Here is a 13705-nt window from a genome sequence, read left to right as displayed (position 1 = left end):
AAAAGTGACAATATTATACGCTGAATGTAACAAACGAGCAAAAAAAACCGCCGAGGCAAGTGAATACCTCGGCAGATTAATCACTCATTATCGACAAGATCAGCCTCGGGCAAAGTCTTGGCGCTCAAATCGAATGTTAAACAATAAGCTGTACATCACGGGCAATACAACCAAAGTGAGTAATGACGCAAAGCCTAAACCAAAGATAATGGTAATCGCCATTGAGCCAAAAAAGGCATCACTTATCAGCGGTATCATCCCCAGCATAGTGGTAATTGCAGCCATCATCACAGGGCGTACACGGCTAACGCATGAGTGCACAAGTGCATTCGTTGGCGCGGCGCCATCATCAAGTTCAAGGTTGATTTGTTCAACCAATACAATACCGTTTTTAATCACCATGCCAGATAAACTGAGCAAACCAAGCAGCGCCATAAAGCTAAATGGAGCATCAAATATCAATAACCCTGCCGAGACTCCAATCACCGCAAGTGGCACGGTAAACCAAATCACTAAAGGCTGCCTTACCGAATTAAACAATAATACGGTAATTAAAAACATCGCCAAATACCCCAGTGGAATTGAGCTAAACACGGCCGTTTGCGCTTCACCAGCGGATTCATACTCGCCGCCCCACTCTAAACGGTAACCGGCGGGTAGTTCGATGGCTTCTACTTGTGCTTTTACTTTACGGTGCACAGAGTCTGCCGTTTCGTTAGAGCCCAACTTAGGATCGCCAAGCACAGCTAACATGCGGATCCTGTCGCGGCGCATTACTAATGGGTTTTCCCACTCAGTAGTAAACTCACTGACAACCTGTGTTGCAGGGACAAAGGTATTGTTTTCTGTGCTCCAAATCTGCATTTTCCATAAGCTATCAGCCTGTAAACGCTCTTCGGCTGGTGCTCTTGCCACTATGGGTAATAAATGACTGGTTTCGCGATATAAACCAATTTGTTTACCGCTAAAATTGAGCAGTAAGGCGTTGTCTAAATCTTGCTTGCTGATCCCGGTCTCACGCGCTTGAGCATTGAGTAATTGCGGGCGGATCACCGGTACTTGGTTACGCCAATCATGACGAACACCATCCATTGCAGGCTCAGCATTAAAAATTGCTTTAGCCTGGGTCGCTAATGCACGCAATATTTCAGGGTCTTCACCATAAAAACGCGCTTGAATTTTAGCCGCTGGAGACGGGCCATTTTCCATCATTTTTAAACGATATTGAGCCTGCGGAAAATGTTGCGCCAAGTCGCGTTCAACTTGAGGCATGTATGCTTTCACGGCCTCTAAATCCTTCATCTCTATGATCAGTTGTGCAAATGCGGCATAGCCCTTTTCTGGCTGATAAGGTAACACAAACCGTTGAGCGCCTTGCCCAATAACACTAGACAAATGCACCATGCCGGTATTGTTCTTCTGGTCCTCTTGCATCAATTGTTGTTCTATTTGCGATACAAACCGCTCTGTCGCTTTAATATCGGTGCCTTCTGGCATCCATACATCAACGAAAAAAATGGGTGTGTTTGACGCCGGAAAAAACACATTTTTAATGTGCCCAAAACCCACCACGGCCGACACCAACATAACCAACACTAATAGAATAGATGCTAGGCGATAGCGCAGAGCAATTGATAATGTGCCGCGATAAGCAACAAATAACCACCCTTTATAAGGATCTGTTTCTTCATCGCCGGGTTTCGCATCTTTAAACATCACATTGCAAAAAAATGGCGTTAAGGTAATCGCCGTAATCCAGCTAATGAACAATGAAATCATTAACACCTGGAATAGCGAACGGCAAAACTCTCCAGCGGCATTTTGTGATAATCCGATAGGCGCAAAGGCAATAATGGCAATAACCGTTGCCCCTAAAAGCGGCCACTGTGTTTGCGACACGATAAGTTTAGCGGCTTCTAAACGCGTTTTGCCACGCTGTAAACCAATGAGTACCCCTTCGGTGATCACAATGGCATTATCGACTAGCATCCCTAGCGCAATAATCAGCGCGCCTAAAGAGATAAGCTGTAGTTCAATTCCCAATACTTTCATCATAATGAAAGTACCTAAAATGGTCAGTAACAGGATAAGCCCCATTAATAAACCTGAACGTAGGCCCATAAATAACAACAACACAGCAATAACAATTGCTATCGATTCAAGTAAGTTAATTAAAAAACCCTGAACCGTTTTATCAACTTCATGGCTTTGGTTATAAACTGTATCTAATGCCATACCAATGGGTCGTTGAGACTCAAGTTGCACCAGGCGCTCACTGACTCTTTCGCCAACTTCAACCACATTGACGCCGCTTGAAAATGATATCCCTAAGCTCAGAGCTAACTGACCACGGTTGTGATAAATCACGCTGGGGGTTTCATCAAACTCTTTGGCAATGCGAGCAATGTCGCCTAAGTAAATCAGCTCAGTGCTGCCCGGCGAACTCACCACCAGACGCGATAACTCTTTAACAGAGCTAAACTCACCGGTTGGGTGTAATCGAATTCGATTATCTCCTATTACAATACTACCGGCATTAGACACCACGTTTTGGTTGTTGATCAGGCTATAAATGTAATTTTGGTCTAACCCAAGGGCAGACAGTTTTTGTTGCGATATTTCGATAACAACTTGCTCAGTAATGTTACCCACAACAGACACTTTTTTAACGCCAGGCACGAGGACCAATTCACGACGTAAATAATCGGCATAATTGCTTAACTCGCGATTACTAAAATCATCACCCGATAAATTAAGCAAAATACCAAACACATCACCAAAGTCATCTATCACTTTTGGTGTGCCAGTACCTGGTGGTAATGATCCTTGGGTATCACTGACTTTGCGGCGCATTTCATCCCACACTTGTGGTAAACGCTGCTTGTCGTAGCTGTCTTTAATTTCAACTTGAATTTGTGATAATCCCGCACTGTTGATTGAGGTGATGTGTTTCACCCCATCTAACTGCTGTAGAGCATTTTCTAGCGGTAGCGTGACCTCTTCTTCTACTTGCTCAGGTGAGGCGCCAGGGTATGCGGTAATAACCAACGCCTGCTTGATGGTAAATTCAGGAAATTCCAATTGCCCAAGCCCTGTAAATGCCACACTGCCGCCAATAAGTAGCAAAAGTGTAAACATCCAGCTAATGACTTTATTATTAATAGAGTACTGCGCAACACTCATCGCTTATACTCCTCGCTGCCAGCGTAAAGGTTTCACTTTCATGCCTGTAGCCAATTGTGATATTCCAGCAGCCACAATCAAATCACCTTTATTTAAGCCGGTTAACACCTCTACCCCTTCATTACTGACTCGACCAATAGTGACATCTACCGGGTTCACCTCTCCTGTTGTCGCGTCAAATTTCCAAACAGTCACCATGCCGTTACTGTCATCTTTATCAACCGCGGTGATTGGCACAATGGCAGTAAAGGCACCATGATCATTCGCGCTTTGAACAATAACCAGTTCAGCACTCATGCCTGGCAACAATTGCACATCTTTAGGTTGCTCTAATGAAAACACCACCTCATAAGCCTGCGTACCAGGAGTAACTTGAGTTGAGTACTCTTTAAATTGAGCGTCAAACTCTCTATCGTTCATGGCACTAAAACGCACTTTGGCTTTTAGAGAGTGGGTTACTTTTTGTGCATATTTTGCCACTATGGCTTCAGGCACCTGGATACTGATATCAAGTAGGTGATTATTTTGTAGCGTTAAAATACCTTGATTAGCTTGCACAATTTGATGGTTGTCTACCATGCGCTTAGCAATCGTGCCGCTAAATGGCGCTTCAAGACGAGTATAACTTAGCTGATCTTTGGCCGCTTCTAAGGCCGCTTTAGCGGTTTTTAACTGTGCTTTGCTGCTGTCAAATTCTGCCTGAGATATCAATTGACGGCTAAACATGGCTTGATTACGGGTAAACTCTGCTGACAAAAACTCGTAATTGGCTTCACTCGTCATCAAATTATTTTTGGCATCACGGTCATCTAGCATGGCTAATAAAAAGCCTTTTTTAACCTGCTCCCCTTCAACAAGATCAAGTTTGACTAATTGCCCAGATACTCTAAACGACAATTCAGCACGACTATTGGCGGTCACTTTAGCAGGAAACTTATGTATTTGATTAGCCGCCGACTCCGACACTTCATATAATTTAACAGGACGAATGACTTCTTGCTCTGGAGGTTTCTCTGCTTGAGAACAACCCGCAATAAGCACAGTAGCAAGCAATGTTAACCATAACATTGAGTGATGTTTCATCGAAAAATCCTTGGTGATAGTTACACGACGGACATCAATATAATGATAATAAGTCCGCAGGAGGTAAAAATTGACAAATGTACGCTAACAATACGCTGATTATCAGTTGCAATAAATGGGTTTGTTTGGGAGTATCAATCCCATAATTTGAGTTTGACAAGTTCGTAATAATCTAGAGCCTAATCAATGAAAACCGAAGATATTGCTTTATTTCACCGAATCGTAGAAACCGGCAGCATACTGGAAGCTGCAAATTTACTTAACTTGCCAAAATCGACCGTCAGCCGCAGGTTGTTGTCGTTAGAAGAGTCATTGAATATTAAGTTGTTTCATCGCTTAAGTCGCTCGATATTATTGACTTCTGCGGGTAGTCATTTTTACGAAAAAACCTTGTTAATGTTAGCTGATTTAGATCAAACCATTGCCGACATTACCGACAATAAAGCCGAACTCAGCGGTCACATCCGTATTTTAATGTTTCCTGTTCCGCAGATAATGAACATTGTAAGCAAGATATTTGCTTTCATGGACGCAAACCCTAAGCTTTCAATCGAGATTATCACCAGCACCGAACCTTTAGATATGGTTCGCAATAATATTGATATTGCTTTTATGGTGAACGAAACCTTTACCGAACTGGATATGGTCGCCAAACCCATATTAAGCGAAGAGATGTGTTTTTTTGCCAGCCCAGACTACCTAGCCAAAGCGGGCACACCCAACACCATAACGGACATAGAACAACACAACTCAATTTTGTTTCGCTTTCCTAATGGTAAAACCTTTAGCGAAGTGCCACTGGCCAACGATGCTATGCAAGCCGTTACGGGCAATTTATGCACTAACAGTATTCAACTCGCATATGAAGCAACAAGATTAGGTCGCGGTATTGGTTATTTACCACAGGGGCTATGTCATGACGATGTAGAGCAAGGCAGGTTAATTCGTTTGTTTAATGAACTCCAACCCTATGTGGGTGTGGTGTTTTTAGTGTATCCGTCACGTCGATTTTTAAGTCTCACCGCTCAGCGTTTACTTGACTACATGCTCAATGAACTCCCTGAGCAACCTCACGAAAAATCAGATCAACATACTCAAGTGTGGATATAATAGTAATCGGCACTACAATGTGATCATTGTTACTGGTTAACGTCACTTATCACGTCGTTAAACATTATAAAGATAGAACAACTAGCTCGCTGCAATTACCAATCACTTATTTATCCTGATTGGTATAAAACAAAGACCCTTTAAGCTGCTCAACGATGGCAGAAAATTAATTCAACGTCGTTGGCTTATTTTTATCAATCATAATGTTATCGTTTACATCAAGGCTGCTGTTATTTTCAATCGCCACCTTGTCTTCGTCTATGTCCTCATCGTCATCTAAGGCAATACTGGCTTTATCGAATAAGGCGTGTAACGATTCCATATCCGTTAACGCGGGCAAATCGGCCAACTTTTTTAACCCAAAATAATCTAAAAACTGGCTAGTTGTTGCATATAAAGCTGGCCGACCCGGCACTTCTTTATGGCCAACGGCTTTAATCCAGTGGCGATCAAGTAAACTTTTAACAATATGACTACTGATAGCAACACCACGAATTTGCTCAATATCACCACGAGTCACCGGCTGGCGATATGCAATTACGGCAAGGGTTTCCATAGTAGCACGTGAGTATTTAGGGGCTTTTTCTTGCCATAAAGGTTGTAAAAAGGGACTGAGGAGTTCTTGAGTTTGAAAACGGTAACCACTAGCTACTTTAACTAATTGCACACCCCGGTCTTGATAATCTAGTTGCAGTTCATCAAGAGTTTGCTGGATCCGCGTGCGTGACACGCTAAAATCGGCTAACACCGTCTCTTTTAAGGCTTTAACTGATAACGGTTTGCCTAAAACAAATAAACTGGCTTCAATAAGTTGCTTAAGTTGAATGTCGTTAATTTGATTCATGGCGTAAGACTCGGCAGGCAAATAGATAACAACCTTGAGCAAGCTACAAGGTAAATAAAATAAAGATAAATTTAAAACGCTTTAACATAAATAGGCGAAAACGGCTCATTTTGTACCAGCTCCACCAGCAACTCTTTTACCAATTCCATTAACGCTAAAAAGCTCACAACAACGCCCGCTCGGCCTTCACTTACGTCAAACAAACGTTCAAATCCGATATAATCAGTGCTCGATAACATAGACAATATTTGGCTCATGCGCTCACGCGTTGATAACTGCTCACGCTTTACGTGGTGATTTTCATTGGCATCAATACGTTTTAACACCTCGCCAAATGCCCTTGCAATATCTGCTAAAGACACTTCAGGCGGCACCACAACAGGTTTAATACCTGGCGCTGCGGCTACCGAGGCTTGAAATACATCGCGATCAATTCGTGGTAATTCATCTAAATCGGCAGCCGCTTGTTTAATGACTTCGTAGGCTTTTAATTGCCTTATCAATACCACTCGAGGATCTTCTTCCTCGTCGTCTTCATGAGCCATTTTAGGCAATAATAATCGTGACTTAATTTCCGCCAAGGTGGCCGCCATCACAAGGTAATCTGCCGCTAACTCAATACGCGCTTCAGTTAAAATTTCAATGTAGGCCAAATATTGATGGGTAATTTGCTGAATGGGTAAATCAACCACATCAAGCTTTTGTTTACGAATTAAATACAGCAGCAAATCCAGCGGCCCTTCAAAGGTTTCTAAAAATACCTCGAGTGCCTCTGGTGGAATAAACAAATCAACTGGCATGCTTTGTATAGCTTGACCACGCACCACCGCTAACGGAAGGCTTTGTTGGCTGCCTTGCATGATTATCCTTTAAGACTCAAAATGAACAGTGGCCTATTCAAATGCACTGGTATCGCCAGCACCCCGACGAAGAATAACCACTTCATCTTCTGACATGTCAATTACCGTGGTTTGCTTTTCTGGCAAATAACCGCCATGGATAATGCCGTCAACTTGATGTTCTAAAATATCGCGAATATGCTCCGGATCTGACTCAGCAAACTGCTCGTTTGGCATCACCAAACTGGTGCTCATCATGGGCTCATCAAGCGCTTCAAGCAGTGCTAATGCAATCAAGTTGTTTGGCACACGGATACCAATAGTGCGTTTTTTATCGCACTGTAAACGGCGCGGCACTTCTTTTGTCGCTTTAAAAATAAAGGTGTATGGCCCAGGAGTGCAGCTTTTAAGTAAACGATAGGCTTGGTTATCTACTCGAGCAAAATTTGCCAACTCAGACAAATCCCGGCACATCAAAGAAAAGTTAGTGTCGTTTTCAATCTGACGAATACGCACCATCCGCGTCATGGCATTTTTATCGCCAATCATACAGCCTAATGCATAACCTGAATCAGTAGGATATACAATCACCCCACCTTGTTTAAGGATCGCCACTGCTTGATTTATTAACCGTGCTTGTGGGTTTTCATCATGAATATAAAAAAATTGACTCATGTCCGTTCCATCCAATTTTGTGATTGCCAAACCCATTCAACACCCTGGGGTTGGTATAAGTTTTTGCCTAGTTCAATCCAATTACTAGGAAAATGAAAATCGCTGCCGACAGATCCAAGCAGATTATTCTGTTTACTCAGTGCAATAAGGTTGTTGCGATCGTCGAGAGTTTGCTGCCCTAAGACCACCTCCATTGCATCGCCACCCGCCTCGGCATACTCACGCACTAAACGCTTGAGCCACTTAACAGACAACTTATAACCGCTTGGGTGTGCTAACACTGCCAGGCCGCCCGCCTGATGAATGTGTGCAATAGCACTGGCCATATCACCCCAATTATTGGGCACATAACCGGTTTTGCCACGAGCTAAAAATCGTTTAAACACACTGGGCATATCACTGGCATGACCATTGTCAGCTAACCAACGGGCATAATGGCCTCGGCTTAATGCCGCATCGCCCGCAATGGCTTTTGCGCCTTCGTACGCACCGTCAATACCCGCTTTTGCAAGTCGTTCGCCGATTTCTTGTGCTCGAATATCACGCAGTTGTCGTTGATGCGCTAAAAAATCTAATAATCCGCTGTGGGTTATGTCAATATTGAGGCCAACAATGTGAATATCATAACTGTTCCAGCGAGTCGAAATCTCACAGCCGTTAATTAAGCTTAACGGTGTGTCATGTGCAAGGTTAGCAACATGCGCTTCAGCAAGGCCACCCACGGTATCATGATCGGTAATAGCAAACATCTCAACGCCCTTTTCAATAGCGCGAGCGATTAATTGCGTTGGTGTCAGTTGACCGTCTGAGGCGGTTGTGTGGCTGTGGAGATCGGCCAATAGAGTGTCTGTAATCATTTGTTTATTGTACAAGAATACCAATAAAAATACTGCTGGGATTAATGAATAATTATCAGTTAATAACAACTATTTTTGGCGTTTCGCTGCCATTTAAGTGCAATAAATAACCAGCCTTTGTTGTGATATGCATTTTTTGACTATTTTTGAGAAATATTCAATTGACATTAAGGCCCAGCTGGGTTTTCCTATAGGCACAAAACACGCAGCATAACGTAGCGATTAACAATGACACATACATTAGCTTCATTACACATTACTTGGTGGTGGCACTTCCCAAATTAACGGGTGGTGTGAAGCGTTGTGCTCATTTTTAAGAGACAAGATTTTACCAGAAAGCCCGCAGAGATGTGGGCTTTCTTGTTATTTAGCCCATAAAAATATGAAGGGTTGAACAGCAGCAAGGCGAACTTAACAATGAATAAACATCCACAAGGAGCGGCAGCATAGTGACAACACAATATCAAATCGCTCAGGTTACGACGCAAAAAAATGCATTAACCTACCATACAGATCCACTCAATCTGTATCAGCATGTAACACACAACGCGCCGCACACCATGCTGCTAGAATCAGCAGAAGTTGAAAGCAAAGATCACCTTAAAAGCATCGTATTAACCCATGCTGCAATGATGATCCGCTGTGACGGTTATCAACTGACGTTTAGTGCATTAACCGACAACGGCGCCAGCTTACTCGAGCCGATTGCCACATTTTTTAGCCACGCAAGCTTGCAACACCAACCTAATCAATTAATCGTCACCTTACAAAAAGCCACCGAGTTACAAGACGAAGACGCACGTTTAAAGTCGACATCGCCGCTTGATGGTTTACGTATGTTTGTGCAGCACATTCACACAAACAACCCTGTAAAGTTTGAAGACTTATTTTTAGGTGGTGTACTGGCTTATGACCTAATTGACACAGTTGAGCCATTACCAGCAGCGCCTAATGCCAATAACGATTGCCCTGACTACTTATTTTATCTTGCAGAAACCTTGATTTTAATTGACCACCAAACCAAGCAAGCCGATATCGTGAGTCATCAATTTAATCAAAACCCTGCAATTACAGCACAGTTACAAACTCAAGTGGCTCAAGTCAGCCAAAAATGCACTCAACTAAACGAAGTCGCGGCGCTAACCCCAATTAACGCAGAAGCACAAGTCAATATCAGCGACGAGCAATTCAAAAAAACAGTCGTGGATTTAAAAGAGCACATTGTCGCGGGCGATATTTTCCAGGTTGTGCCGTCTCGTTGTTTCAGCTTACCTTGCCCAAATACATTAGGGGCATACCGCGCCTTAAGACTGACCAACCCAAGCCCATACATGTTTTATTTCCGCGGCCCAGATTTCACCTTATTTGGTGCCTCACCAGAAAGCGCCTTGAAATACGACGCGGCCAGCAATCAAGTCGAAGTGTATCCAATTGCTGGTACCCGCAAGCGCGGAAAAAATGCCCAGGGTGAAATCGACTTTGATTTGGACAGCCGCATTGAACTTGAGCTGCGTTTAGATAAAAAAGAGCTATCTGAGCATTTAATGTTGGTCGACTTGGCCCGTAACGACATTGCCCGTATTAGCCAAAGTGGCAGTCGTAAAGTGGCTGAATTACTTAAAGTAGACCGTTACTCCCACGTGATGCATTTAGTCAGTCGAGTCACCGGCCAATTACGTCTGGACTTAGATGCATTGCATGCTTACCAGGCCTGTATGAACATGGGCACATTAGTCGGTGCGCCAAAGGTACGTGCATCTCAATTAGTGCGCGAAGCTGAACAAGCCCGTCGTGGCAGTTATGGCGGGGCTGTGGGTTATGTTAACGGTTTAGGCGACATGGACACCTGTATTGTTATCCGCTCAGCCTTTGTTAAAAATGACGTTGCTTATATTCAGGCCGGTGCCGGAGTGGTATTTGACTCAGATCCCCAAGCCGAAGCAGATGAAACCCGTCAAAAAGCCCAGGCAGTGATTTCTGCCATCAAAATGGGAGGTGGACTATGAGCAACACGACCGCACAACCGAGCAGCAAAATGAAATTATACTTACTCGACAATTTCGACTCATTTACATACAACCTCGTAGATCAATTTCGCAGTTTAGGTTGTGAAGTATTAATTTACCGTAACGATGTAAGCGCCGACTATTTAGCAGATAAACTGATTAACGAAACCAGTAAAGCGGCGTTGGTATTATCACCAGGCCCAGGTGCCCCGCACGAAGCGGGCTGCATGATGGAATTAATCGGTAAAGTTGCAGGCAAAGTGCCCATATTAGGTATTTGTTTAGGTCATCAAGCGCTGGCCGAGTATTACGGTGGCAAAGTAGAGCGCGCACCATTTGTAGTTCATGGCAAAGCCAGCCCAACCATTCATAATGGCACAGGCGTATTTGCAAATTTACCCTCGCCGCTGCCAGTTGCCCGCTACCACAGCCTAGTAGCCACCCGTGTACCCGATTGCCTTGAAGTGATAGCCACCACCGACGACATGCCAATGGCACTGCTACACCCACAGCATCAAGCCATAGGGTTTCAGTTTCATCCAGAATCAATACTAACCACTTTAGGCAGTCAATTACTGACCCAAACATTGGCCTATTTAACTCAAGACAACACAGTAAATGGAGGCGCATAATGGCAAACTTACAACCTTTATTCGACATCCTTTATCAAGGCCAACCACTTAATCGCGAACAAACCGCCCAATTATTTAGCCACATCATTACAGGCGAAATGGAACCGGCCACCATGGCAGGAATGCTAGTCGCGTTAAAAATGCGCGGCGAAACCATTGACGAAATAGCCGGTGCTGCTGATGCGTTAAGACAAGCCGCCAAGCCTTTCCCTCGCTCAGCGGCATCGATTGAAAGCGGTATTATCGATATTGTCGGCACGGGTGGCGATGGCTATAACACTATTAATATTTCAACCACCGCGGCCTTTGTAGCTGCAGCTGCTGGCGCTAAAGTGGCCAAACATGGCAACCGCAGCGTGTCGAGCAAATCGGGCTCGTCTGACTTATTATCTCATTGCGGTATCGCCCTAACCATGACGCCTGAAGCCGCAAGCCAATGCTTAGATAAACTCGGGTTATGCTTTTTATTTGCCCCCCATTACCATGGCGGTGTAAAACATGCAGTACCTGTAAGAGCGGCATTAAAAACCCGCACCATTTTCAATGTGCTTGGGCCATTAATCAATCCAGCTAAGCCTGAAGCAATGCTGCTTGGCGTGTACAAACTCGAGTTAATAGAACCGATAGCTCAAGTGCTTAATGCCCTTGGTGTAAAACGCGCCATGGTGGTGTATGGTAGCGGCCTAGATGAAGTGGCTCTGCACGATATTACCCACGTTGCAGAACTAAAAGACGGTCTTGTACGTACATACCAGCTCACTCCTGAAGACCTTGGGGTAACCCGCGCTGATATTAATGCACTTACGGGCGGCGAACCAAGTGACAATGCACTGATAACTCAGGCGATTTTACAAGGCCAAGGCCAGACTGCTCACCGTGACGCCGTTGCCATCAATGCAGGGTGTGCCTTATATGTGAGCGGTATTTGCGACTCAGTAGCGCAAGGCACACAGTTAGCCTTAACCACCTTAGCAACAGGCAAAGCCTATACACTTTTAACTGATTTAGCCGCGGCAAGCCAAGCTGGAGAAACCAATGAGTAACCCTGAAAGTAACGTATTAACGCGCATCGTTGATACCAAAGTTGCCCATATTGCGGCCCTGAAACTGCGCTTTCCTGAAGCCAGTTTACAACCTAAGATATCTGATCGCAGCCTATACAATGCCTTAAAAGCGCCCAACGCACAGTATATTTTAGAATGTAAAAAGGCCAGTCCCTCAAAAGGCCTTATTCGCGCAGATTTTAATGTTGAAGCCATTGCCGACATTTACACGCAATACGCAGCTGGGATTTCGGTACTCACCGACGAAGCGTTCTTTCAAGGCGACATGGACTACATTCCTCGTGTGCGCGCCAGAGTAACTCAACCCATTATCTGTAAAGACTTTTTTGTAGACCCATACCAAGTAAAACTGGCTGCTCACCAAGGGGCCGATGCCATTTTATTAATGCTATCAGTGCTTGATGATGACCAATATCGCCAACTAGCTAACGAAGCGGCTAAATATCAACTTGATACCTTAACCGAAGTCAGTAATGAGCCTGAATTGCATCGTGCCATTGCACTCAACGCCCCGATTATTGGCATTAACAACCGAAACTTGCGTGACTTGAGCACCGACTTAGCCACCACAGAACGTTTAGCGCCGCTTATTCCTGCAGATCGCGTGGTCATTAGTGAGTCAGGTATTTATACCCATCAGCAAACTCGCCGTTTAAATCCGCTGGTACACGGTTATCTTGTTGGCAGTTCTATCATGGCGCAAGCCGATATCGATTTAGCCTGTCGGCAATTGATTTACGGCAATAATAAAGTGTGCGGGTTAACTCGCATTGACGACATTGCCGCGGTAGCAAAAGCCGGCGCGGTTTTTGGTGGATTGATTTTCCACCCTAAGTCGCCAAGAGCCGTTAGCGCAGAAAAAGCAGCAGAACTTATTGCCCAAATGCAGCAACAACACATCGCCCTCAACATGGTCGGCGTGTTTGTTAATGAACAGCCTGACGTAATAGCAAACCTTGCCCAGTCGCTAAAGCTATTTGCGGTGCAATTACACGGCAATGAAACCGAACTTGAAATTGATGCCCTGCGCGCATTACTCACGCAAAAACAGCTCAGCACACAAATTTGGAAAGCCGTTGCAATCGATAGCCAAACAGGTGAAGTGGCGCACAAACCAACAGGGGCTGACAAGTATTTATACGACAGCAAATCAGCCGAGCAATTTGGCGGCACAGGCCAAACCTTTAATTGGCAAGCAAATATCGACAATAAAGCCGATGCCATGTTGGCTGGCGGTTTAACGCCAGACAATGTGTATCGAGCCAGTCAGCAAGGCTTTTATGGGGTAGATATTAACTCTGGGGTAGAATCAGCACCTGGTCATAAAGATCATCAAAAACTGATTGCCGCCTTTACCCAATTGCGACGTAACTAGTTTATTGTTTACAAAACATTTTTTAGCGATAACACGA

11 protein-coding genes are annotated in these 13705 nt (G+C 44.3%); 5 read left to right on the top strand and 6 right to left on the bottom strand.

Translation table 11 applies throughout. The annotated features are described in order from the left end of the window. Window positions 1-99 precede the first annotated feature (99 nt). A complete protein-coding gene (locus K8B83_RS10445; RefSeq protein WP_188737436.1) occupies window positions 100-3183 on the bottom strand; it encodes an efflux RND transporter permease subunit in 3084 nt (1027 codons plus the stop codon). A 3-nt stretch (window positions 3184-3186) separates the two neighbouring features. After that, window positions 3187-4266, bottom strand: coding sequence for an efflux RND transporter periplasmic adaptor subunit (locus K8B83_RS10440; protein WP_188737434.1), 1080 nt, complete (start codon window positions 4264-4266; stop codon window positions 3187-3189). Between the two features lie 186 nt (window positions 4267-4452). Here K8B83_RS10440 and K8B83_RS10435 point away from each other — a divergent pair, with 186 nt between their 5' ends. After that, window positions 4453-5376: a LysR family transcriptional regulator gene (locus K8B83_RS10435; RefSeq protein WP_188737431.1), complete on the top strand. Its 924-nt coding sequence runs from the start codon at window positions 4453-4455 to the stop codon at window positions 5374-5376. Window positions 5377-5542: 166 nt separating this feature from the next. Here the strand turns inward: K8B83_RS10435 and scpB are convergent, their stop codons facing one another. From scpB to rnm, 4 genes are all read right to left on the bottom strand, one after another. Further along, window positions 5543-6220, bottom strand: coding sequence for an SMC-Scp complex subunit ScpB (gene scpB / locus K8B83_RS10430; protein WP_188737430.1), 678 nt, complete (start codon window positions 6218-6220; stop codon window positions 5543-5545). 71 nt (window positions 6221-6291) lie between these two features. After that, window positions 6292-7080: a segregation and condensation protein A gene (locus K8B83_RS10425; protein WP_188737427.1), complete on the bottom strand. Its 789-nt coding sequence runs from the start codon at window positions 7078-7080 to the stop codon at window positions 6292-6294. A 33-nt stretch (window positions 7081-7113) separates the two neighbouring features. Then, window positions 7114-7734, bottom strand: a complete 621-nt coding sequence (locus tag K8B83_RS10420; protein WP_188737425.1) for an L-threonylcarbamoyladenylate synthase — start codon at window positions 7732-7734, stop codon at window positions 7114-7116. Continuing rightward, a complete protein-coding gene (rnm, locus tag K8B83_RS10415; RefSeq protein WP_188737422.1) occupies window positions 7731-8591 on the bottom strand; it encodes an RNase RNM in 861 nt (286 codons plus the stop codon). The genes K8B83_RS10420 and rnm overlap by 4 nt, the downstream gene beginning before the upstream one ends. 449 nt (window positions 8592-9040) lie before the next feature. On the opposite strand from rnm, the gene K8B83_RS10410 reads away from it, so the two are divergent. From K8B83_RS10410 to trpCF, 4 genes are read left to right on the top strand one after another with little or no spacing between them, the layout of a single operon-like run. Beyond that, a complete protein-coding gene (locus tag K8B83_RS10410) occupies window positions 9041-10597 on the top strand; it encodes an anthranilate synthase component 1 (RefSeq protein WP_188737420.1) in 1557 nt (518 codons plus the stop codon). Window positions 10598-10626: 29 nt separating this feature from the next. Further along, window positions 10627-11229, top strand: coding sequence for an aminodeoxychorismate/anthranilate synthase component II (locus tag K8B83_RS10405; protein ID WP_188737645.1), 603 nt, complete (start codon window positions 10627-10629; stop codon window positions 11227-11229). After that, the gene (trpD, locus tag K8B83_RS10400) at window positions 11229-12272 is read left to right on the top strand and encodes an anthranilate phosphoribosyltransferase (protein ID WP_283104346.1); all 1044 of its coding nucleotides are present in this window, start codon (window positions 11229-11231) and stop codon (window positions 12270-12272) included. The genes K8B83_RS10405 and trpD overlap by 1 nt, the downstream gene beginning before the upstream one ends. Then, window positions 12265-13668 (top strand): bifunctional indole-3-glycerol-phosphate synthase TrpC/phosphoribosylanthranilate isomerase TrpF, encoded by a 1404-nt coding sequence (gene trpCF, locus K8B83_RS10395; protein ID WP_188737418.1) that lies wholly within the window; start codon window positions 12265-12267, stop codon window positions 13666-13668. Before trpD ends, trpCF begins: the two co-directional genes overlap by 8 nt. The last annotated feature ends 37 nt before the right edge of the window (window positions 13669-13705 follow it).

The organism is Shewanella inventionis, from assembly GCF_019931735.1.
In the GTDB taxonomy this organism is placed as follows: Bacteria; Pseudomonadota; Gammaproteobacteria; order Enterobacterales; family Shewanellaceae; genus Shewanella; species Shewanella inventionis.
This window is presented reverse-complemented; position numbering and strand designations above follow the sequence as displayed.